Source organism: Mesorhizobium sp. IMUNJ 23232 (assembly GCF_044326205.1).
In the GTDB taxonomy this organism is placed as follows: Bacteria; Pseudomonadota; Alphaproteobacteria; order Rhizobiales; family Rhizobiaceae; genus Kumtagia.
Window position 1 is genome coordinate 1 of the sequence record NZ_JBIRCY010000023.1, and the last position, 20,534, is coordinate 20,534.

Annotated in this window: 23 protein-coding genes; 11 read left to right on the forward strand and 12 right to left on the reverse strand. The window is 64.4% G+C overall.

Annotated features, from left to right (window positions below):
- The first annotated feature begins 266 nt into the window (after nt 1–266).
- Nucleotides 267–1,043, forward strand: coding sequence for a Bax inhibitor-1/YccA family protein (locus ACH196_RS17535; RefSeq protein WP_396648202.1), 777 nt, complete (start codon nt 267–269; stop codon nt 1,041–1,043).
- A 108-nt stretch (nt 1,044–1,151) separates the two neighbouring features.
- Nucleotides 1,152–1,730 carry a GNAT family N-acetyltransferase gene (locus ACH196_RS17540; RefSeq protein ID WP_396648203.1) on the forward strand — a complete coding sequence of 193 codons (579 nt, stop codon included), beginning with the start codon at nt 1,152–1,154 and terminating at the stop codon, nt 1,728–1,730.
- A gap of 147 nt (nt 1,731–1,877) precedes the next feature.
- Here ACH196_RS17540 and ACH196_RS17545 read toward each other — a convergent pair whose 3' ends face one another.
- Together ACH196_RS17545 and ACH196_RS17550 are read right to left on the reverse strand one after the other, a co-directional pair.
- Entirely contained in the window at nt 1,878–2,261 is a 384-nt protein-coding gene (locus tag ACH196_RS17545; RefSeq protein ID WP_396648204.1) for a DUF2794 domain-containing protein, read from the reverse strand.
- Between the two features lie 409 nt (nt 2,262–2,670).
- The gene (locus ACH196_RS17550) at nt 2,671–3,441 is read right to left on the reverse strand and encodes a DUF1223 domain-containing protein (protein ID WP_396648205.1); all 771 of its coding nucleotides are present in this window, start codon (nt 3,439–3,441) and stop codon (nt 2,671–2,673) included.
- Between the two features lie 114 nt (nt 3,442–3,555).
- On the opposite strand from ACH196_RS17550, the gene ACH196_RS17555 reads away from it, so the two are divergent.
- Complete coding sequence (locus ACH196_RS17555; RefSeq protein ID WP_396648206.1) at nt 3,556–4,260, forward strand: ceramidase domain-containing protein; 705 nt, start codon at nt 3,556–3,558, stop codon at nt 4,258–4,260.
- Nucleotides 4,261–4,282: 22 nt separating this feature from the next.
- Here ACH196_RS17555 and acnA read toward each other — a convergent pair whose 3' ends face one another.
- Nucleotides 4,283–6,973: an aconitate hydratase AcnA gene (gene acnA / locus ACH196_RS17560; RefSeq protein WP_396648207.1), complete on the reverse strand. Its 2,691-nt coding sequence runs from the start codon at nt 6,971–6,973 to the stop codon at nt 4,283–4,285.
- A gap of 284 nt (nt 6,974–7,257) precedes the next feature.
- On the opposite strand from acnA, the gene ccmA reads away from it, so the two are divergent.
- The 4 genes from ccmA to ACH196_RS17580 all read left to right on the forward strand — a co-directional run bounded on the left by ccmA (nt 7,258) and on the right by ACH196_RS17580 (nt 9,446).
- Nucleotides 7,258–7,878: a heme ABC exporter ATP-binding protein CcmA gene (gene ccmA, locus ACH196_RS17565; protein WP_396648208.1), complete on the forward strand. Its 621-nt coding sequence runs from the start codon at nt 7,258–7,260 to the stop codon at nt 7,876–7,878.
- 2 nt (nt 7,879–7,880) lie between these two features.
- A complete protein-coding gene (gene ccmB / locus ACH196_RS17570; RefSeq protein WP_396648209.1) occupies nt 7,881–8,543 on the forward strand; it encodes a heme exporter protein CcmB in 663 nt (220 codons plus the stop codon).
- A gap of 133 nt (nt 8,544–8,676) precedes the next feature.
- On the forward strand, nt 8,677–8,847 hold the full coding sequence (gene ccmD / locus ACH196_RS17575; RefSeq protein WP_396648310.1) for a heme exporter protein CcmD: 171 nt from the start codon (nt 8,677–8,679) through the stop codon (nt 8,845–8,847).
- Nucleotides 8,844–9,446 carry a DsbE family thiol:disulfide interchange protein gene (locus ACH196_RS17580; RefSeq protein ID WP_396648210.1) on the forward strand — a complete coding sequence of 201 codons (603 nt, stop codon included), beginning with the start codon at nt 8,844–8,846 and terminating at the stop codon, nt 9,444–9,446. The genes ccmD and ACH196_RS17580 overlap by 4 nt, the downstream gene beginning before the upstream one ends.
- 88 nt (nt 9,447–9,534) lie before the next feature.
- Here the strand turns inward: ACH196_RS17580 and ACH196_RS17585 are convergent, their stop codons facing one another.
- The 9 genes from ACH196_RS17585 to ACH196_RS17625 form a co-directional block, all read right to left on the reverse strand.
- On the reverse strand, nt 9,535–9,702 hold the full coding sequence (locus ACH196_RS17585) for a hypothetical protein (protein ID WP_396648211.1): 168 nt from the start codon (nt 9,700–9,702) through the stop codon (nt 9,535–9,537).
- A gap of 155 nt (nt 9,703–9,857) precedes the next feature.
- A complete protein-coding gene (locus ACH196_RS17590) occupies nt 9,858–10,412 on the reverse strand; it encodes an NADPH-dependent FMN reductase (RefSeq protein WP_396648212.1) in 555 nt (184 codons plus the stop codon).
- Entirely contained in the window at nt 10,409–11,023 is a 615-nt protein-coding gene (locus ACH196_RS17595) for a pyridoxamine 5'-phosphate oxidase family protein (RefSeq protein ID WP_396648213.1), read from the reverse strand. The genes ACH196_RS17590 and ACH196_RS17595 overlap by 4 nt, the downstream gene beginning before the upstream one ends.
- 11 nt (nt 11,024–11,034) lie before the next feature.
- Nucleotides 11,035–11,682 carry a septation protein A gene (locus ACH196_RS17600; protein WP_396648214.1) on the reverse strand — a complete coding sequence of 216 codons (648 nt, stop codon included), beginning with the start codon at nt 11,680–11,682 and terminating at the stop codon, nt 11,035–11,037.
- 64 nt (nt 11,683–11,746) lie between these two features.
- Entirely contained in the window at nt 11,747–13,618 is a 1,872-nt protein-coding gene (gene ftsY / locus ACH196_RS17605; protein ID WP_396648215.1) for a signal recognition particle-docking protein FtsY, read from the reverse strand.
- A gap of 7 nt (nt 13,619–13,625) precedes the next feature.
- Nucleotides 13,626–14,927, reverse strand: coding sequence for a tRNA (N(6)-L-threonylcarbamoyladenosine(37)-C(2))-methylthiotransferase MtaB (gene mtaB, locus ACH196_RS17610; protein ID WP_396648216.1), 1,302 nt, complete (start codon nt 14,925–14,927; stop codon nt 13,626–13,628).
- Entirely contained in the window at nt 14,927–15,811 is an 885-nt protein-coding gene (gene dapF / locus ACH196_RS17615) for a diaminopimelate epimerase (protein ID WP_396648217.1), read from the reverse strand. The genes mtaB and dapF overlap by 1 nt, the downstream gene beginning before the upstream one ends.
- A gap of 76 nt (nt 15,812–15,887) precedes the next feature.
- A complete protein-coding gene (locus ACH196_RS17620) occupies nt 15,888–16,049 on the reverse strand; it encodes a DUF1328 family protein (RefSeq protein ID WP_396648218.1) in 162 nt (53 codons plus the stop codon).
- Between the two features lie 65 nt (nt 16,050–16,114).
- A complete protein-coding gene (locus ACH196_RS17625; protein WP_396648219.1) occupies nt 16,115–17,185 on the reverse strand; it encodes an MBL fold metallo-hydrolase in 1,071 nt (356 codons plus the stop codon).
- 109 nt (nt 17,186–17,294) lie between these two features.
- On the opposite strand from ACH196_RS17625, the gene ACH196_RS17630 reads away from it, so the two are divergent.
- From ACH196_RS17630 to ACH196_RS17645, 4 genes are all read left to right on the forward strand, one after another.
- A complete protein-coding gene (locus ACH196_RS17630) occupies nt 17,295–17,735 on the forward strand; it encodes a hypothetical protein (RefSeq protein ID WP_396648220.1) in 441 nt (146 codons plus the stop codon).
- A gap of 146 nt (nt 17,736–17,881) precedes the next feature.
- The gene (locus ACH196_RS17635) at nt 17,882–18,409 is read left to right on the forward strand and encodes an AprI/Inh family metalloprotease inhibitor (RefSeq protein WP_396648221.1); all 528 of its coding nucleotides are present in this window, start codon (nt 17,882–17,884) and stop codon (nt 18,407–18,409) included.
- Nucleotides 18,410–18,429: 20 nt separating this feature from the next.
- Nucleotides 18,430–19,617 (forward strand): cell division protein ZapE, encoded by a 1,188-nt coding sequence (gene zapE / locus ACH196_RS17640; protein ID WP_396648222.1) that lies wholly within the window; start codon nt 18,430–18,432, stop codon nt 19,615–19,617.
- On the forward strand, nt 19,614–20,498 hold the full coding sequence (locus tag ACH196_RS17645) for an ADP-ribosylglycohydrolase family protein (protein ID WP_396648223.1): 885 nt from the start codon (nt 19,614–19,616) through the stop codon (nt 20,496–20,498). Before zapE ends, ACH196_RS17645 begins: the two co-directional genes overlap by 4 nt.
- Nucleotides 20,499–20,534 lie beyond the last annotated feature (36 nt).

A 20,534-nucleotide genomic window follows, 5' to 3' on the forward strand; every position in this document is an offset into this window, starting at 1 on the left:
GGCAATAGGCAGTCGGCAGTAGGTTAAGAAACAACTGCTACGCAGCGTCCCTACTGCCGACTGCCTATTGCCCACTGCCTCTCTTCTCATCAATTTCGTATGAGATCGTAGAAAATCGTTGCCTCACGCGGGGTTTCAAGCCGTAACGGCTCTTGTCCTTCGCCGCGAGACGCATCATATTCTGCGCAGGCATGCTGGAGCCCCGCCAGCGGCGCCTGGGCGTGACCGCCCGACACCCGACGGGGCAGAAGCAACAGAGGAAATCTATGGCTGACCTTCGCAACTACCAGGCGCGTGTCGCGGCGGGTTCCCGCGCAGACGCCGCCATCGACGAGGGCCTGCGCGCCTATATGCTCAAGGTGTACAACCTGATGGCGCTGGGCCTCGCGATTACCGGCTTCGCCGCGCTCGGCACGATGATGCTGGCTACCACCAACGACCCGTCGCTGGCCGCCGCCACGCTCGGCAACGGCAAGATGCTGACCTCGCTCGGAGTCGCGCTCTATGGCTCGCCGCTGAAGTGGGTCGTCATGCTCGCCCCGCTCGGCATGGTGTTCTTCCTGAGCGCCCGCATCCAGGCGATGAGCGTCTCCGGTGCGCAGATAGCGTTCTGGGTGTTCGCCGGCCTGATGGGCCTGTCGCTGTCGTCGATCTTCCTGGTCTACACGGCGCAGAGCATCACGCAGACCTTCTTCATCACCGCGGCCGCCTTCGGCGCGCTGTCGCTGTTCGGCTACACGACCAAGCGCGACCTGACCGGCATGGGCACGTTCCTGTTCATGGGCGTGATCGGCCTGCTCATCGCCATGGTGGTGAACATCTTCCTGGCGTCGCCCGCGCTGCAGTTCGCCATCTCGGCGATCGGCGTGCTGGTGTTCTCAGGCCTCACCGCCTACGACACGCAGAAGATCAAGGAGATGTATTGGGAAGGCGACGACACGCTGGTGGCCGGCCGCAAGGCGATCATGGGCGCGCTGACGCTCTATCTCGACTTCATCAACCTGTTCACCTTCCTGCTGTCGTTCCTCGGCAACCGCGAGTAATCGCGCCGATACGCAGTCCGGACTGGACCAAAGGGCGGCCGCTTGGCCGCCCTTTTCTTTTTGGCATCGCCGCTCTATCCGTAGGCATTTTTGGAGCGTGCCTATATCATGAGCAGTATCGTGCTGAGGGATGCGGTCGAGAACGACCTCGACCGGATCGCGGAAATTTACGCCGACGCCGTCACCATCGGTACGGCGTCCTACGAATTGGAGCCCCCGACCCGGGCCGAGATGAGCGCGCGGTTTGCGACGCTGCGAGGCGGCGGCTTTCCCTATATCGTGGCCGACACGCCGGATGGCCTTGCGGGCTACGCCTATGCCGGACCGTTCCGGCCGCGCCCGGCCTATCGTTTCATCGTCGAGGACTCGATCTACATCGCGCCTGCCGCCAAGGGGCAGGGCCTTGGCGCGAAGCTGCTGGAGGAGCTGATCGGCCGCAGCGAAGCGCTCGGCTTCCGCCAGATGATTGCGGTGATCGGCGACGGTCGACCGGAGAGCCCGTCGGTGAGGCTGCATGAGAAGCTCGGCTTCCGGCATGCCGGCAAACTTGAGGGATCAGGCTACAAGCATGGCCGCTGGCTGGACACCATCTTCATGCAGCTTACGATGAACGGCGGGACGGACCGCGCGCCGGATGCGGAGTCCTGGCCGGAGCGGCGGTTTCGGGGAGAGGCAGTAGGGCAGTAGGGCAGTAGGGCAGTAGGGCAGTAGGGCAGTAGGGCAGTAGGAGGAAACGCAGCCTTTGCGGGTCCGTCAACAGGTCGCGGATTGCTTTTTTCAGGAGCGCCAGGAGCGAGACACCCTACTGCCCTACTGCCCTACTGCCCTACTGCCCTACGCCCCGACCAGCCTGAGCTTGCTGTCGAAGACGCCGAGCACGCGCGCCAGCTCGTGGCCGCGCTTCAGAACGGCGCCGGTGGCGGCGATGACGGAAAACATGCCCTGCTTGCGGGCCAGTTTCGGATCCTTGACGATCTGGAACAGCGGCATGTCGTGGGCGCGGCGGTAGACGGAAAACACGGCGCGGTCGAGCCGATGGTCGATGGCGTAGTCCCGCCATTCGTTGGCGGCGACCATGCGACCGTAAAGCCTCAGAATCTGGTCTAGCTCGCGCCTGTCGAAGGAAACCGGGATGTCGAGCCGCTCACGCCTTGCCTCGTGGAGCGGAATCAATATTGCCGATTCGTCCCCACCCTCCCCTCCGCTGCGATCAGTCATGCGCAACTGCCTTCCTGTGACGGTTTCACGACACGAAAAACTGGCGCGTTCGCGGTCGAATTGCAAGGGCAGCGATTCGCTGGAAAGGGCCGTCCTCAGGAAATCAAATTTCATAACTATTTATTTCCGTAAGAAATGTTTGGTGAATGACCGCCACATTTCCGCCTTGTTTTATCCCCGCTGACGCCCCATTGTCCGACGAACTTACCCTCGTTGCCTGAGACGGTTCGGTCCGGCACCGGCTCGTAACCCCAAGCCCCCCGCCCACGGGCCCGCGTCGGATCGAACCAACCTCCCTTCGAAGGGAGGCGACAAGGAACGAACCCAGACGGATTGAAGCCGGTGCAGGTAATGCTGCTGCCGGCTTTTTTGCATGCGCTCCGCTAACGGCGGGAAAAATCTCCGGCCGCTACTTCGTCGAAGGTGATTCGGGGCTGCGGATGACCGTGGCGCCGAGGATCGGACCGGGCAGGCCGTCCTTGTTCACCGCCTGCAACAGCGCCACGCAACCCTCCTTCTTGGCGATTTCGCTTGCCGGCAGTTCGAAGCGGGCCGCCTCGCCATGCCACATGCCGGCCGTCTGCACCTCGCTGACGGCGTTCCAGTAGGTGATGGTGGTGCCGCTGTTTTCGCCGCGCTCGATGGTGACCGGCTTGGCGCCGTCGAAATAGACGAGCACCAGATGCGCCTTGCTGTTCGCCGGCCCCTTGCCGGTCTGGATGACGATGCTTTCGCCTTGCGCGGTCGCCTTGAGGTCGACCGACATTCCCTTGCCGGAATTCAGCAGCGTTTCCAGTGTGCCCTTGACGGCCCATTTCTTGGCGCCGTTGACATGCACACGGCCATTGATGACGGCCTGCGGCGTGTAGACGGAGCGGATTCCGAAGGCGCGGCCGTAGTCACGCTGGCGCTGGGTGTTCTCGGGCTTGGCCAGCGTGTCGCGCCAGCCGAGATAGTCCCAGTAGTCGACATGATAGGCGAGCGCCACGACCTCGCCCTTCCTGACCATCTCGCTGAACAGCGCGTCGGCCGGCGGGCAGGAGTTGCAGCCCTGGCTGGTGAACAGTTCGACCACACCGAGCGGCTTGCGCGATTCGGCGGACGTCATATCGGCTGTAAGAGCAAAACCTATCGCAACCAGCGCGAACGCCGCCAGCTTGGTCAGTTTTTCGCGCTTCATGGCGATTCCAGATGCTTTCACCGGTGGCACCGGCTTATCTTTTTGTTCATCAAACAATAGGCAGATGGCCATTTCAACGGGAAGTCACGTTGCGGTGAAAAAATAGGCGGGCGGATGGGGCCGACACTCTTCGCGCAGATCGATCTCTATTGCGAGCGCACGGGGCCGGAATTCTGGGCCGAGCCGGTCAACGCGCTGACCAATCTGGCCTTCATAGCCGCCGGCCTGTGGGGTGTTTACGAGGTCCGCCGCAACGCCGCGGGAACCTTCGCCGAAGTGCTCGCTTGGTGGGTTGTGGCGATTGGCATCGGCTCGGCGATCTTCCACACCTTTGCGACCTCGCTCACCATTTGGTTCGACATTTTGCCGATCGCCGGCTTCACGCTGGTCTACACGCTGTTCAACCTGCGCCGCTTCGCCGGAATGCCATGGAGCAAGGCGATCACCATCTTCGTGGTGTTCTACGCCGTCGTCGGCATCATCACCGCGCTTGTTCCCGCCTGGCTGCGCGAGGCTACAAACGGCTCGACCGGATACCTACCGCCCTTCCTGGCGCTGATCTTCTTCGGCATTCTGGTGGTGAGAAGCGGCAGCCCGGCCGGCTGGTACAATATCGTCGCGGCCTGCATCTTCGTCTGCTCGGTCACTTTCAGGATGATAGACCCGCTGGTCTGCGGCTCCTTCCCGCTCGGCACCCATTTCCTCTGGCACATCCTGAACGGATTGATGCTCGGCGTGCTGCTGGCGGCCGTCGCCTGGTACGGCGCGCCGGGTCAGGCAAAACAAAGGCCGCAGGCGCGACTGGCGCCCACGGCCTGATTTGCCCCGAAATCGCTGCCGATCAGGCAGCCAGGTCGCGCAGCACGTACTGCAGGATGCCGCCGTTCTTGAAGTAGTCGAGTTCGTCGACCGTATCGATGCGGCAGAGGATCGGCACCTCCTTCACCGTGCCGTCCGCCGACGTCACCTTGGCCACCATCTTCTGGCGCGGACGGATGGTCTCGAGACCGTCGATGGTCACCGTCTCGTCGCCCTTCAGTCCGAGCGAGGCCCAGGACGTGCCTTCCTCGAAGGTGAAGGGAATGACGCCCATGCCGACCAGGTTGGAGCGGTGGATGCGCTCGAACGATTGGGCGATCACGGCGCGCACGCCGAGCAAATTGGTGCCCTTGGCCGCCCAGTCGCGCGACGAGCCGTTGCCGTATTCGACCCCGGCGAAGATCACCAGCGGCACGCCCTGATCCTTGTATTCCATCGCGGCGTCGTAGATCGGCAACTCCTCCTTGGAGGGATAATGGATCGTATAGCCGCCCTCCCGCCCGTTCTCGCCCAGCATGTGGTTGCGGATGCGGATATTGGCGAAGGTGCCACGCATCATCACCTCATGGTTGCCACGGCGCGTGCCGTACTGGTTGAAGTCGGCAACGCCGACGCCATTGTCGGTGAGGTACTTGCCCGCCGGCGAGGCGGCCTTGATCGAACCGGCCGGCGAGATATGGTCGGTGGTTATCTTGTCGCCGAACAGGCCGAGGATGCGCGCGCCCTTGATGTCGCTGACCCTGCCATAGGTCTTCTTCATGTCGGCGAAGTAGGGCGGGTTCTGCACGTAGGTCGAAGAGTCGTCCCAGGCATAGGTCTGGCCTTCCGGCACTTTGACCTGCTGCCAGTTCTCATCGCCCTTGAACACGTCGGCATATTTGCGCGCAAACAGCTCGCGGGTGACGTTCTGCTCAATGAACTCGTTGATCTCGGCAGAGGTCGGCCAGATGTCCTTGAGATAGACCGGATTGCCGTTGCGGTCGTCGCCGAGCGGCTCGGTAGTGAGATCCCTGGTGACAGTGCCGGCCAGCGCATGAGCGACAACCAGCGGCGGCGAGGCGAGATAGTTTGCCTGCACGTCGGGCGAGACACGGCCTTCGAAGTTGCGGTTGCCGGAAAGCACCGCGGCGGCGATCAGGCCCTTGTCGTTGATGGTCTTGGAGATCGGCGCCGGCAGCGGGCCGGAATTGCCGATGCAGGTGGTGCAGCCGAAACCGACGAGGTTGAAACCGATCTTGTCGAGTTCCTTCTGCAGCCCGGATTTTTCCAGATACTCTGCGACGACCTGCGATCCCGGCGCCAGCGACGTCTTCACCCAAGGCTTCTGCTTCAAGCCTAGCCGGTTGGCGTTGCGGGCAAGCAGGCCGGCGCCGATCAGCACCGACGGGTTCGAGGTGTTGGTGCAGGAGGTGATCGCCGCAATGACGACGTCGCCATGGCCGATGTCGAAATCCTCGCCCTCGACGGCGTAGCGTTTGAAGGTGTCGACGGTCTTTTTATAGTCCTTCTCCATCGCGGCGGCGAAACCCGCTGCAATGCCTTCCAGCGGCACTCGGCCTTCGGGGCGCTTCGGCCCGGCCATCGAGGGGACGACGTCGCCCATGTCGAGTTCGAGCAGATCGGTGAACACCGGATCGGCCGAATCATTGTCGCGCCACATGCCTTGCGCCTTTGAAAATTCCTCGACCAGCGCGATGCGGGCCTCGGAGCGGCCGGACATGGTGAGATAACGGATGGTCTCGGCGTCGACCGGGAAGAAGCCGCAGGTCGCGCCATATTCCGGCGCCATGTTGCCGATGGTGGCGCGGTCGGCCAGCGTCATGTTGGAGAGGCCGGGGCCGAAGAATTCCACGAATTTTCCGACCACGCCCTTCTTGCGCAGCATCTGGGTGACGGTGAGCACCAGGTCAGTGGCGGTGACGCCTTCCCTGAGCCTGCCGGTGAGCCGGAAGCCGATGACTTCGGGCAACAGCATGGAGACCGGCTGGCCGAGCATGGCGGCCTCCGCCTCGATGCCGCCGACGCCCCAGCCCAGCACGCCGAGGCCGTTGATCATGGTGGTGTGTGAATCGGTGCCGACGCAGGTGTCGGGATAGGCGGTCGTTTCGCCGTCCTCGCTGTTGGTCCACACCACCTGGCCAAGATATTCGAGGTTGACCTGGTGGCAGATGCCGGTGCCGGGCGGCACGACGCGGAAATTGCGGAACGCCTGCTGGCCCCATTTCAGGAACTTGTAGCGCTCCTGGTTGCGTTCGTATTCCAGCTCGACGTTGCGGGCGAAGGCCATCGGCGTGCCGAACTCGTCGACGATGACCGAATGGTCGATGACCAGGTCGACGGGCACAAGCGGGTTGATCTTTTGTGGGTCGCCGCCCAGAGCGGCGATGCCGTCGCGCATCGCGGCCAGGTCAACGACGGCTGGCACGCCCGTAAAATCCTGCATCAGCACGCGCGCCGGGCGATAGGCGATCTCGACGCCAGCCGTGCCCTTGTCGGTCAGCCAGTTGGCGACGGCCTGGATGCTCTCCTTGGTAACGGAGCGGCCGTCCTCATTGCGCAGCAGGTTCTCCAGCAGCACCTTCATCGAATAGGGAAGCTGGGAGACGCCGGTGAGGCCGCTCTTCTCGGCCTCGATCAGGTTGTAGTAGACGTATTCCGCCCCGCCCGCGGTCAGGGTGCGGCGGCAATTGAAACTGTCGAGAGATTTGGACACGGATGACCCCATCTAGTCTGTTCTGCCTTCTGGGGAACGGACTCCGATGGCATGCAATCACGCGCAAAGGTGCGGGTACGGCCATTTCCGCTGTCCGCTCCCGAGCGGCCGGGCCGTGGAGAACGGCACGAGCGCTGGTCCGGCACATATCAAGGTTGCCTTCCCCGACCGCTGGGGTTGGTATCTCGCATATAGAGAAAATCGTGGAATAGTTCTAGACACGGAATCGCCATTTTTGCTGCGCCGCACAGAGGTCGTGCCGGGCATCGATCGAAGGAGAACGGATGCGGCTGATCGCCGAGAAACTCAGCGGCGAACGCGGCGGCGAAACGGTGTTTTCCGGTGTCTCCTTCACCCGTGAGGCCGGCGAGGCGCTGGTGGTGACAGGGCCGAACGGATCGGGCAAATCGACGCTGCTCTTGATCCTCGCCGGCCTGCTGCCCACCGCCTCCGGCCGCATCGGTTTCGACGGCAGCGAGACGTTTCCGAGCGTTGCCTCCGCCTGCCATTATCTCGGCCACCAGAACGCGATGAAGACGGCGTTGACGGTCGGTGAGAATCTCACCTTCTGGCGGGATTTTTTCGGCAGCCCCCGCCTGCCCTTTGACGAGGCGCTGGAGGCTGTCGGCCTGGACGGGCTCGGCCACCTGCCTTTCTCGGTGCTTTCGACAGGCCAGAAAAGGCGGGCAGCGATCGCCCGGCTGCTGGTGTCATATCGTCCGGTCTGGCTGCTCGACGAGCCAACCGCGGGGTTGGACGCGGCGTCCGAGGCGCGGTTCGGCGCGCTGATGGGGGAGCATCTGCGCGAGGGAGGGATCGTGGTGGCTGCGACGCACCTGCCGCTCGGGTTGGTGGGGGCGACGGAGTTGAGGATGGGCTTACCCTCCCCCCAGGGGGGAGGGTAGCCATGCTAGCGCTCTACCTCCGCGACCTGCGTCTCGGCATCCGCGCCGGCGGCGGGGCGCTGACCGGCATCGTGTTTTTCCTGGCGCTGGTGGCGACCATCCCCTTCGGCGTCGGGCCGGACCTCAACCTGCTCGCCCGGATCGGCCCGGCAATCTTGTGGATCGGGGCGTTGCTCGCGTCGCTGCTCGGCCTCGACCGGCTGTTCCAGGCCGACCGCGAGGACGGCTCACTAGACCTGCTGCTGCTATCCGGCGAAAGACACATGCTGGCGTTGACCGTGCTGGTCAAATGCCTGGCGCATTGGACCGCCAGCGTGCTGCCGCTGGTGCTGGCGTCGCCGCTGCTCGGCCTGTTCATGAATGTCGAGCCAGTGGGGCTCGGAGCGGCGGCGCTGACGCTGCTTATCGGCACGCCGGCAATCACCTTCATCGGTGCGGCGGGCGCGGCGGTCGCCGTGGCGCTGCCGCGCGGTGGGCTGATGATCTCGGTGCTTGTGCTGCCGCTGGCGATCCCGGTGCTGATCTTCGGCGTATCGGCAACCTATGGCGCGGTCACGAACCCCGCGCCGTTCCTGCAGCCTTTCCTGATCCTGTGCGCGCTGACCCTGTTTTTCGCGGTGGTGGGGCCGGTGGCGGCGGCGGCAGCGCTGCGGCACGCCGAGTAAATCCGCCGCACTTTGGGCGAATTGCTGAGGTGGTGTCGAGACGATAGGGTGCGTCCTTCGAGGCTCGCCCACGCAACATTGGTGCTAAACGTGAACGCCGGTGCGGGCTCGCACCTCAGGATGAGGACGGTTGGTGACTGCCCACGCGCTTTACGTGACCGCTGCCTACGCTGCCTCGGCGGTGGCCCTCGCCGCCTTGGTCGGCTGGATCCTGCTGGACGGCCGGGCGCGCCGGCGCGAACTCGCCGAGCTTGAGGCCAGCGGCGTCAGGCGGCGCTCCGACAAAAGCGGTGCGACGGCATGAGCGCCGAGCGTACGGAGACCATGCGCCCCGGACAGGCCCAGGCGAAGCGCCCGAACCGCCTGATCGTTTTGCTGCCGCTGGCGATCTTTTTGGCGCTCGCGGCAATGTTCTTCACACAGTTGCTGTCGGGGCGCGATATCGGCGCCGTGCCGTCGGCGCTGATCGGCGCTCCCGCGCCTACAACCAGTCTGCCGCCGGTCGAGGGACTCGGCCTGCCGGGCCTAGATTCCGCTGCCTTCGCCGGCAAGGTCACGCTGGTGAACGTCTGGGCGTCGTGGTGCGCGCCCTGCCGGCAGGAGCATCCGGTGTTGATGGCGCTGGCGCAGGACAAGCGTTTCCAGATCGCCGGCCTGAACTATAAGGACGAGCCGGAAAATGCCCGGCGGTTCCTCGGCGACCTCGGCAATCCGTTTGCCTTGGTGGGCGCCGACCAGAAGGGCCGCACGGCGATCGACTGGGGCGTCTACGGCGTGCCGGAATCCTTTGTCGTCGGGCGCGACGGAAAGATTCTCTACAAGCATGTCGGGCCGCTCGACGGGGAGAGCGCGGCGAAACTGCTCATGCCGGAAATCGAGAAGGCGCTGGCTGCCGGCAGATAGGCCAATACGAAACGGCCGCCAGTCTCCCGGCGGCCGCTCAGCTACACATGCTACGCGGGACTCAGACGAGCGTCCGCTTGCGGACCTTTCAGCGGCCGTACACTTCCTTGTAGGCGTGCTGCAGCATGTCGGTGCGGTTACCGTTGATGTCGGCGAGGTCGCGATGCGACATGCCGAGGATTTCGTCGACCATCTGGTTGTAGCGGCGACGCTTGGCCATACGGTCACGGGTGGTGTTGATCAGCGTGGAAAACATTGCGAGGTTCCCTTGATGGAGCCGCCTTGCGGCGGCCGGGTTGTTCCTCCCTCACGCTGTATAGATTGGCATGATCAGCGTGCATTGCAACATTCCATGCTGCATCGCAGCAATGCATTCACTGCATGACACAGACACGAGCCATTAACGACTTTTCAACGCTTGGCGATGAAGCGGACAAAATCGGCAAGCGTGGCGCGAAGCCTTTGCCGACATGATGGATCGCCGAGAATCTCCGCGAACTCGGCCGGCTTCTTGCCGAGCAGCGGCACTTCGAGTTCCGGCCCCGGAAACACGTTGAACGACATTGTGCGCAAAACCTCGCGCAAGGCGTCGCGCGAGACTTGCGAGCGATGCGAGGCGTGGATGAGCATCACCGGTTTGCCGACGGCGGCAGGGCCGGACACCAGCCAGTCGAGCGCATTCTTCAGTCCGCCCGGAATGCCGTGCGCATATTCCGGGCAGGAGATCACCACGCCGTCGGCACGACTGACAGCCTCGTTCAGGCGGGCGGCCTCCGGCGGCAAGCGTTCGCCTTCATCGTCGGGATTGAAGATCGGCAGGGCGCCCAACCGGTCGTAGAGGGCGAGAGCGCAGCCTTGCGGTGCCTCCGACTGCAAGGCCCGCAGCAGCGTCGTGTTGGTGGAGGCGGCGCGCAGGCTGCCGGACAGGCCGATCAGATTCACGTCGTGCCCAGTCGTTCGGCTCACCACATCGACTTGCTGTAGGCGTCGTCCAGCCAGCGGTCAGTCTGCTCGGCGGTCTCGGCCAATGCGAGCTGGTCCTTGAGGATTTCGCCCAGCGTCGGCATTTCCGCACGCGGCCGCCATTTCTCCGGCACCCACAGGTCGGAACGCATGAACGCTTTTGCGCAGTGCATGTAGACGGCCTTGGCCTTGACGACGATGACACTCTGCGGCGCCTTGCCGTCGACCGCCAGCCGCTCGCGCAGCGCACCGTCCAGCGTGATGCGCGCCTCGCCGTTGACGCGCAGCGTCTCGTTCATGCCGGGGATGAGGAACAGCAGGCCGATCGCCGGATTCACCAGGATGTTCTCCAGCGTGTCGAGCCGGTTGTTGCCCGGCCGATCTGGGATCGCCAGCGTGCGGTCGTCGAGCACCACGACGAAGCCCGGCCGGTCGCCCTTCGGCGTGACGTCGGCATTACCCTCGCTGTCCGACGAGCCGATCAGCACGAACGGGCTTTTGGCGATGAAATTGCGGCAATGGCTGTCGAAGGCGCGCAATTCCTTGCGCAGCGAGCCCTCGGTCGCCGGCTTGTATTGCTGGCGTAACTCCTCGCGGGTTGAAATGAACTGCATCGGATTGCCCCCTATTTCCCGGTATTTTCTTCCAGCGAATGTCGCATGATCAACGGCATCTGCGCGATGGTGAACAGCAAGGTGATCGGCATGATGCCCCAGACCTTGAAGGCCACCCAGGCGTCGGTCGAGAAATTCCGCCAGACGACCTCGTTGGCGACCGCCAGGAACAGGAAGAACAGGCCCCACCGCAAGGTGAGCTTGCGCCATCCCTCGGCATCGAGCTTGAAGGCGGAATCGAAGACGTAACCCAGCAGCGACTTGCCGAACAAAAGACCGCCGAGCAGGACGCCGCCGAACAGCGTGTTGACGATGGTCGGCTTCATCTTGATGAACACGTCATCCTGCAGATAGAGCGTCAGCGCACCGAAGATGAAGACGACGACGCCCGAAACCAGCGGCATGATCGGCAAGGTGCGCGTCAACATCCAGGACGCGACAAGCGCTACCGCCGTCGCCGCCATGAACAGCCCGGTCGCGATGAAGATCGGCCCGCCGAGTTCGGCCAGCGCCGGAAATTTTTGCGCCAGCCATTCGCCGCGCGTATTGGCGAAGAAGAAGACAACCAGCGGGCCGAGCTCCAGCGCCAGCTTCAGCAGGGGATTGATTTCTTTCCTGCGCGGATCGCTTGGGTCGCGTTCGAGGATGCGCTTGCTCATGGCTGGCTGGTTCCGATGCGGGATGCCGGCATTGGATGGCAATATAAGGCACGGCGCATAACGGCTACCCCACCCCCGCGATCGCCTTGGCGAAATCGCTTGCGGAAAACGGTTCGAGATCGTCGACCTGCTCGCCGACACCGATGAAATAGACGGGCAGTTTATGCTTTGCCGCGATGGCGACAAGGATGCCGCCGCGCGCGGTGCCGTCGAGCTTGGTCATCACCAGCCCGTTGACGCCGGCGACGTTGCGGAAAATCTCGACCTGGTTGAGCGCGTTCTGGCCGGTGGTGGCGTCGACCGTCTGCAGCACCGTGTGCGGCGCTTCCGGATCGTGCTTTCCCAGCACGCGCACGATCTTCTCCAGCTCGGCCATCAGCTCGGTCCGGTTCTGCAAGCGCCCGGCCGTGTCGATGATCAGCACGTCGGAGCCGGCTTCCTTGGCCTTTTCGAAGGCGTCCCAGGCGAGGCCGGCGGCATCGGCGCCGAGTTTTGACGAGACGACCGGCGAGCCGGTCCGCTCTCCCCAGATTTTCAGTTGTTCAATGGCGGCGGCGCGAAAAGTGTCGCCGGCGGCGAGCATGACGGAAAGCCCGCCTTGCCGGAGTTTTGCCGCGAGCTTGCCGATGGTCGTGGTTTTTCCGGTGCCGTTGACGCCGACGACGAGGATGACATGCGGCTTGTGGCTGAGGTCGAGCTCCAGCGCCTTCGCCACCGGCGTTAGCACTTTTTCGACCTCCTGCGCCATGATGGTCCGCACTTCGGTGTCGGAAACGTCCTTGCCATAGCGCGAGGAGGCCAGCGTGTCGGTGACGCGCAATGCCGTCTCCATGCCGAGATCGGCGCGGATCAGCACGTCCTCCAGTTCCTCCAGCGTGTCCTCGTCGAGCTTGCGCTTGGTGAAGATACCCGCGATCGAGCCGGTCAGTTCGCGCGAGGAGCGCGACAGCCCGTCGCGAAGCCGCTGGAACCAGCTTTTGCGGGGTTCGGGAGCGGCAGGAACAGGCGCGGCTTCGGCCTTTTTCTCGACCGCCTTGCCGACCGTGACTTTTCCGGGAGGCGGCGAGGCTGACGACTCGACCCTCACCGGAGATGGCGCGAAGGCGGGGACGGGCGCCTGCTCCTCTCCCTCCTTGAGGGGAGTCCGAAGGGCGCCCGAAGGGCCAGAGGGGGTTGTTGCGGCAGTGCTCGGCGTCTCTTTGACGTCGCGCGCAGCGGGAGAGAGAGAGTCGCGCGATTCATCTGCGACCCCTCCCCGGCCGGCTTCGCCGACCTCGGGGCGAGCCACGGGTCTCGCCCGTCCTTCGGACCCCCTCAAGCGGGAGGAGGGCGCCGCACCCAGCGTCGGCGGCGCGGGAGTCTCGACAGGTCCTGGAACTTCTACGGGCGCCGGGAGCGGAACCTCAACTGGCTCAGGCTGCGTCGGTTCAGCCGGTTGCGGGATCTCGGGAGCTGGCTGCCTGGCCGGTTCGGGCCTGGCGGGCTCGTCTGGGATTTCCGGCGGGGCCGGTTCGGGCTCCGGGCTTGGTGTCGGTTCGACTTCCGGCGCGGGTTTTTCCGGTTCAGGTTCGGGCGCGGGAATCGGCTCTGGCGCAGGCGCCGGAACTTCCGATTCGGCTGGCGTTGGCTCCTCTCCCCCCTTGAGGGGGAGATGGTCCGAAGGACCAGAGGGGGTTGTTTCGGCCGTACTCGGCGTTTTTTCTTCAACGCCCGGTGCTAGCGAAACTGTCGAGTCGCGCACTTCATCGGCGACCCCACCCCGGTCGGCTTCGCCGACCGACCCTCCCCTCAAGGGGGAGGGAGGCGTCGGCGCTTCCGCAGCAAACTCCTTCAGCGCCTCGAAATTGAGCGGTGCGAGCGGCGCATCCTCGGCGGGGCGTTCCTCGACCTCCTTGCGTCCGAAGGAAAATACCTTCTTGAGAAAACCCAATGCCATAGAGTGATCAGGCCGCCTGTGCCGTGGCGGCGGGCGCCGCAATCAGCCGTTCGCTGTCATGTCCGGCTATATCAGCCGAGACGATCTCGCCCGGCCTGCCAAAACCGATTGCCGCCTTCGTAAAACCCTCGGTACGGCCCAAGCCTTCGCGCTCGACAAGTATCGACTGATGCGTTCCGGTCAGCGAGGCAAGATGCCGCCGATATGCGGCGTCTCCGGCTGCCCTGAGCCGCGCCGCGCGCGTCTTGACCGTCGCGCCGTCGACCTGCGGCATGCGCGCCGCCGGCGTGCCTTTGCGCGGGCTGAACGGGAAGACGTGGAGATGCGTCAGGCCGCATTCCTCGATGATTTTCAGCGAGTTGTCGAACATCGCCTCGGTCTCGGTCGGGAAGCCCGCGATGATGTCGGCGCCGAAGACTATATCGGGGCGAATAGCGCGGATTTCGGCGCAGAACTGAATGGAATCGTTGCGCAGGTGGCGGCGCTTCATGCGCTTCAAAATCATGTCGTCGCCGGCCTGCAGCGAGAGGTGCAGATGCGGCATCAGCCTGCGTTCGGTGGCGATCGCCTCGACCAGTTCGGGATCGGCCTCGATCGAGTCGATCGAAGACAACCGCAGCCGCTGCAGGTCCGGTACCTGGCGCAGAACGGTCTTGACCAGACGTCCCAGCTTCGGCGCGCTAGGCAGGTCGGCTCCGAAACTGGTCATGTCGACGCCAGTCAGCACCACTTCGGCATAACCGTTGCCGACGAGGCGCTTCACCTGATCGATCACCGCGCCCATCGGTACGGAACGCGAATTGCCCCGGCCATAAGGGATGATACAGAAGGTACAGCGATGGTCGCAGCCGTTCTGCACCTGCACGAAGGCCCGCGCCCGGCCCTCGATGGCGTCGACCATGTGCCCGGCCGTCTCGCGCACTGAGAAGATGTCGTTGACACGCGCCTTCTCGAAATCGTTGACGCCGAAATCCGGCAGGGCGCGGTAATTGTGGCTGTGAAGCTTTTCCTCGTTGCCGAGCACGAGGTCGACCTCGTCCATGCCGGCGAAGGTTTCCGGCTCGGTCTGCGCGGCGCAGCCGGTGACGATGATGCGCGCTTGCGGATTGTCGCGGCGCGCCTTGCGGATGGCCTGGCGGGCCTGGCGCACGGCCTCGCCAGTGACGGCGCAGGTGTTGAAGATGACGGCGCCGCCTTGCAGCCCGGCCAGTCCTGCAGCTTCCGCCTCTCGCCGCATCACCTCGGATTCGTAGGTGTTCATGCGGCAGCCGAAGGTGACGACGTCGATCGCCTTGGACAGCGGCGCCATCAGGCGGCGCTCTCTTGCGTATCGCGCACCCAGGCCCCGGTGGCCGGATCAAAACGACCTGAAAATTCCCACTCGGCCGGACCGGCTAGCACGACATGGTCACCAGGGCGCCATTCAACTGTGAGCGGGCCTCCGGGAGCGATGATCGCAACAGTGCGGCCGGTGCGCCCTGTCCTTGCGGCAGCGACGGCGGAAGCACAGGCAGCCGAGCCGCAGGCCTTGGTCAGGCCCGCACCACGCTCCCATGTGCGGATCGTCAGTTGGTCGCGGCCAGTCACCTGCGCGATGGTGATGTTGGCGCGCTCGGGAAACATTGGATGGTTTTCGAGTAGCGGGCCGAAGCGGTCGAGTTCATAGGACCAGACGTCGCGGTCCACCCAGAAGACAGCGTGCGGGTTGCCCATCGACAATACGGAGGGCGAATGCAGGACAGGCGCATCGATCGGGCCGATCTGCAGCTCGATGGCGCGGGTATCGGCGAATTCCTCGGCTAAAGGGATATCCTGCCAGCCAAAGCGCGGCTTTCCCATATCGACGGAGATCGTGCCGTCGGCATGTTCCTCGGCGTTCAAGATGCCGGCGACGGTCTCGAAGGTGAAAACCTTCCGGCCGGTCTCGGCGGCCAGCGCCTGGACGACGCAGCGCATGCCGTTGCCACAGGCCTGTGCCTTCGACCCGTCCGAATTCAGGATGTCAACGAACCAGTCGGTGCCCGGCGTGTGGGCATCGTGGATCGCCATGATCTGGTCGAACTTCGTTGCCGGATCGGCATCAAGCGCAAGAGCGGCGGCCGGCGAAACGCGATCGGCGCGCGAACGCATGTCGGCAACGATGATCTCGTTGCCGAGCCCGTTCATCTTGGCGAAGGGCGCGCGCGCGTTCATGCGAGGCTATATGGCGGAAAGGCGCGGGAATTACCAGTGCGCAGCGATACGGCGATGTCGGGCGAGGACTCACCTGTCAGGTGATCGCCAAGACACCGAGGATGACCAGCAGGAACAGGATCAGCACGATGGCGATCAGCACCTGGGCGCCTGTCGCGGCCGCGCCGGCCAGTCGGGGAAAGCCGAGCAGGCTGGCTGCCGCCGCGATCACCAGAAGAATGAGAATCCATTTGATCATGAGAGCATCGCCAGCACCGAAACGTTGGAGGACGGCGCTTCGTTCCGGGTAGAACATAGAGCCGGCTAGCCGATCTCCGGCACGTCCCAGACCTCGCCCGGCAGCATCGGCCGGAATCTTTCCCGCGCGATGCCTTGCGTGGCGAGCGCCGAAAAGAGCCGTTGGCGCGGCTCGTCGATCGGCTCGTTGGTGAGGTGGAACGTGCCCCAATGACAGCCGACGGCAAAGGATGCGCCTGAGAGCAGCATACCGCGTACTGCCTCGTCTGGATCCTGGTGCTGCGGCTCCATGAACCAGCGCGGCTCGTAGGCGCCGATCGGCAGGATTGCAAGGCGCAGCGCGCCATGCCGCTCGGCCACGCGCTGGTAGGGAGCACCGTCATGAAAGCCGGTATCACCTGCGAAGAATATCTTTCCCGCCGAGGTTTCGATGACGAAGCCGCACCACAGCGCCATGCGGCGGTCTCGCGTGCCGCGCGCCGACCAGTGATGCACCGGCTCGATATGGACGACGGCACCGGCCATGACTTCGACGTTCTCGTCCCAGTCGTGCACGCTGATCCGTGCGCCCGGCATGGCGGCGCGGATCAGCATGTCGTTTCCGAGCGGCGTGACGAACAGCGGGTCGTGCCGCGCCTGCAGCCGCTTCAGCGTCGCGAGGTCGAAATGGTCGTAGTGGTTGTGGCTGACCAGCGCGACGTCGATCGGCGGCAGGTCGTCGAAGGCGATGCCCGGCGGGTTGACGCGTTTTGGCCCGGCGAAGGACAGCGGCGAGACGCGCTCCGACCATACGGGATCGGTCAGTATATTGAGGCCAGCCGTCTGGATGAGCAGGGTGGAATGGCCGACCATGGTCAGACGCAACCCGCTCGCCTGCACCCGCGCTTCCGGCCGGGCCAGGGGATGCGGGCTCGGCCAATGCGACGGCCATTTCGACCGGCCGCCGCCAGTCTGCCACCGCAGCAGGTCGCGAAAACTGGCAGGCGGAACACCGCCGGGATTGAAGAACAGTTTTCCGTCGAAATGATCGCTCGGCGGGCCGTCATAGTAGGGATTCGACCGCCCCGTACCGGGTGCGGCCGGCTCAGCCTCGCCGCCCGCCCGCAATGTTCGTTGGGTGCTTTGCCGCTTTCTCATCGCGGAAACATAGGAGATGAAACGTCGCTGGAGAACCGGCGAACGGTTTCTGGCGCATTATCGCGGACGCCTGTCGCGTCTATGATTGCAGGGACCGCGGGAGGAAAACATGAAGAAGCGCGTTGGGAAAGCCTGGATGGACGCCGATACCTTCGGCCGCTCACTGCCGCGCGGCGTCGGCCTGAACCTGCTGGTGCCGGAGGTGGCTGACATGGAGGCATTCTGCCGCGATATCCTCGGCGCAAGAATCGTCTATTCCGACGCGGATTTCGCGGTGGTCGAACTGCTCGGTTCGGTATTCATGCTGCACGCCGACCACACCTATCTCGACCACGCCATGACCGGCGTCGTTGATGGCGTCGAACTGCGTGGGCTTGGCATGGAGATCAGGCTCTACGGCGCCGACCCGGACGAGATCGAGGCGCGGGCGCGGCTCGCGGGCCATACCGTGCTGGCCGGATCGCTGGACAAGCCGCATGGCATCCGCGAATGTCACATCGTCGGTCCGCACGGCTATATCTTCGTGCCGAGCGCCGCGCTGCCGGCCTAGTGGCATACAAACCGCGACATAATTGCAACGTTTCTCGCCGGAAACCGTATCTTAACCAAGAGCGGTTGAAATTTTGCCCTATTATGGCTTCAGCAAAGCTGTTGATGTGGTCCGGTGACGCGTCGGTAATCCGCAGGAGGTCGGGAATGGTATTTTCGAGGACGGGCATCCTGCTCGCGGCGATCGCGGCGCTGGCGGTGAGCGGTTGCCAGAGCTCGCGCTTCTCTTCCGTGGAAGAACGGCCCGAGCCTTTGCCTGCCGCGCCTTCCGGTCCCGTGACTTCCAACAAATTGCCGCCTCCGGCCCCCGCCAACCCCGCCGCCTTCCCGACCGCGCCGACGCCCAATCCGGCTGACGTGGCGGCTGCTCCCGCGGCCCCGCCCGCCAACGCCCCGGACCTGACGCCTTCGACGGTGGGCGGCGTCTGGAACGTCGCGGTTTCCGGCCAGAGCTGCAAGATCGCCACTTCGCAGACCAAGTTCGGCGCAGGTTTCCGCGCGGGCCCGCTGCGCTGCCCGGCCCCGGTCGACGGCGTGAAGTCGTGGAACGTCGCCGGCAAGCAGTTGTCGCTCTATGACGAGAACGGCGCGGTGATGGCGCGGCTCTACTCCTCGGGCGCCGAAAAGTTCGACGGCCAGACAGAAAGCGGTGTGCCGATCTCCTTCAGCCGCTGATCGCCGCTCCCGGCGCTTCCATGCATCTTCGCGACGGCCTTCAGCCGCACGCCACCGTTCGCCAGCGCTACGACCATCTGGTCGCGACTGGCGTGGTCAGCCGCGATCCCGCGCAGGAAAACGTCGTGCGGGCGCTTGACCGCTTGCTCGACGCGCTTGGTGCGAAACGGCTCGCCCGCAAATCCAGCGCGCTCGGCTGGCTGTTCGCCAAGAAGCCGGAAGCGTCGGCGGTCAAGGGTCTCTACATCCATGGCGGGGTCGGCCGCGGCAAGACCATGCTGATGGACATGTTCTTCGAGCTGGTGCCGATGCGGCGCAAGCGGCGGGTCCATTTCAACGACTTCATGACCGAGGCCCATGACCGCATCCAGAAGCACCGGCAGGCGCGCAAGGAGGGAACCGTCAAGGAGGACGATCCGATCCCGCCGGTCGCAAAGGCGATCGCCGAGGAGACGCAGCTTCTGTGCTTCGACGAATTCACGGTCACCGACATCGCCGACGCGATGATCTTGTCACGATTGTTCTCGGCATTGTTTTCCAACGGTGTCGTGCTGGTCGTCACGTCGAACGTCGCGCCCGACGATCTTTATCGCGACGGACTGAACCGGGCGCTTTTCCTGCCGTTCGTCGAAATTCTGAAGCGCCACGCCGACGTGCTCGCTCTCGATTCCGATACCGACTACCGGATGGAAAAACTCAACCGCCTGCCGGTCTATGTCACGCCGCTCGGGCCGCAGGCCGACCGGCAGATGGACGAGGCCTGGGCGGCTGTCACGCATGGGCGCCGCGCCACGCCCGAAGCCATCGCGCTGAAGGGCCGCGAGATCGTGGTGCCTGCCGCCAGCGGCGACGCGGCGCGCTTCTCCTTCGCCGATCTTTGTGAAAAACCGCTCGGCGCGCGCGACTATCTCGCCATCGCCTCGCGCTATTCGACGCTGTTCATCGACCATATCCCGGTATTGGCCGACGGCCGGCGCAACGAAGCTAAGCGCCTGATCCTCCTGATCGACACGCTCTATGACCGCCATGTCCGGGTGGTCGCCAGTGCCGCCGCCCCGCCCGACAAGCTTTACGCCGGGAAAACCGGCGTCGAGGTGTTCGAGTTCGACCGCACGGTTTCGCGGCTGATCGAGATGCAGAGCGCGGACTGGCAAAGGGAGTGGACGGAAAGGCACGCTGCAGCCGGCGTTCAGGCCGCCGCCTCGTGAGCCAGCCGGAGGCAAGTCGCAGCGACGACCGGCGCGACAGGGCGATCGGCGCATTTGTTGGCTTGGCGGTTGGCGACGCTGTCGGCACCACGCTGGAATTCAAGACTCGGAACAGTTTCGAACCGATCACCGACATGATCGGCGGCGGTCCATTCCATCTCAAGCCCGGCGAATGGACCGACGACACGTCCATGGCGCTCTGCCTTGCCGACTCCCTGATTGCCAAGGAAGGCCGTGTTGACGCCAAGCATCTGCTCGCCAGCTTTTGGAGATGGTTCGAGTTCGGCGAAAACTCAGTGACCGGCGAGTGTTTCGACATCGGCAACGCCACGCGCCGCGCGCTCGGCGCGTTCCAACGGGACGGCTCGCTGGTCAACAATGCCGAAAAGCATATGCAGGCCAATGGGTCGATCATGCGGCTGGCTCCAGTGGTGCTTTGCGCAACCAGCCGCACCGACGCCCGCGAACTGGCACTGGCCCAAGGCAGGACGACGCATGCCGCTCCGGTGCCGGACCGCTGCTGTGCTGAACTGGCGGAGACGCTGTGGGACCTTATCGAGACCGGCGTTCTGCCGGAGTCTGTCTCCGATCTGCGCTACAAGCGGCGCGGTGAAATCGAGAGTTCCGGCCATGCTCCGGCGACGCTCGACGCCGCGCGCTGGTGCGTGGCGACCACCTCCGATTTCCGGGAGGCTGTATTGCTGGCCGCCAATCTCGGCGACGATGCTGACACGGTCGGCGCAGTGACTGGCCAGATCGCCGGCGCTCGTTATGGACTCAGTGGAATTCCTCAGGACTGGCTCGCCAAGCTCGCGTGGCGTGATGACATAATCGAACGGGCCGAGCGGCTTTGGAACCTCCGCGCCAATCCAGGGGTATAGCGGAATAGCGTCTCTGGGCCGACATGGTCGCGCGCC

Coding starts and splice junctions, on each gene's coding strand:
- ACH196_RS17545 (WP_396648204.1), bottom strand. CDS start 2,261: ATGACTGATCGCAGCGGAGGGGAGGGTGGGGACGAATCGGCAATATTG.
- ACH196_RS17635 (WP_396648221.1), top strand. CDS start 17,882: ATGGTATTTTCGAGGACGGGCATCCTGCTCGCGGCGATCGCGGCGCTG.
- ACH196_RS17595 (WP_396648213.1), bottom strand. CDS start 11,023: ATGCAGTTCATTTCAACCCGCGAGGAGTTACGCCAGCAATACAAGCCG.
- zapE (WP_396648222.1), top strand. CDS start 18,430: ATGCATCTTCGCGACGGCCTTCAGCCGCACGCCACCGTTCGCCAGCGC.
- ACH196_RS17555 (WP_396648206.1), top strand. CDS start 3,556: ATGGGGCCGACACTCTTCGCGCAGATCGATCTCTATTGCGAGCGCACG.
- mtaB (WP_396648216.1), bottom strand. CDS start 14,927: ATGGCGCCGCTGTCCAAGGCGATCGACGTCGTCACCTTCGGCTGCCGC.
- ACH196_RS17630 (WP_396648220.1), top strand. CDS start 17,295: ATGAAGAAGCGCGTTGGGAAAGCCTGGATGGACGCCGATACCTTCGGC.
- dapF (WP_396648217.1), bottom strand. CDS start 15,811: ATGAACGCGCGCGCGCCCTTCGCCAAGATGAACGGGCTCGGCAACGAG.
- ACH196_RS17580 (WP_396648210.1), top strand. CDS start 8,844: ATGAGCGCCGAGCGTACGGAGACCATGCGCCCCGGACAGGCCCAGGCG.
- ACH196_RS17535 (WP_396648202.1), top strand. CDS start 267: ATGGCTGACCTTCGCAACTACCAGGCGCGTGTCGCGGCGGGTTCCCGC.
- ftsY (WP_396648215.1), bottom strand. CDS start 13,618: ATGGCATTGGGTTTTCTCAAGAAGGTATTTTCCTTCGGACGCAAGGAG.
- ACH196_RS17600 (WP_396648214.1), bottom strand. CDS start 11,682: ATGAGCAAGCGCATCCTCGAACGCGACCCAAGCGATCCGCGCAGGAAA.
- ACH196_RS17585 (WP_396648211.1), bottom strand. CDS start 9,702: ATGTTTTCCACGCTGATCAACACCACCCGTGACCGTATGGCCAAGCGT.
- ccmA (WP_396648208.1), top strand. CDS start 7,258: ATGCGGCTGATCGCCGAGAAACTCAGCGGCGAACGCGGCGGCGAAACG.
- ACH196_RS17550 (WP_396648205.1), bottom strand. CDS start 3,441: ATGAAGCGCGAAAAACTGACCAAGCTGGCGGCGTTCGCGCTGGTTGCG.
- ACH196_RS17540 (WP_396648203.1), top strand. CDS start 1,152: ATGAGCAGTATCGTGCTGAGGGATGCGGTCGAGAACGACCTCGACCGG.
- ACH196_RS17625 (WP_396648219.1), bottom strand. CDS start 17,185: ATGAGAAAGCGGCAAAGCACCCAACGAACATTGCGGGCGGGCGGCGAG.
- ccmB (WP_396648209.1), top strand. CDS start 7,881: ATGCTAGCGCTCTACCTCCGCGACCTGCGTCTCGGCATCCGCGCCGGC.
- ACH196_RS17620 (WP_396648218.1), bottom strand. CDS start 16,049: ATGATCAAATGGATTCTCATTCTTCTGGTGATCGCGGCGGCAGCCAGC.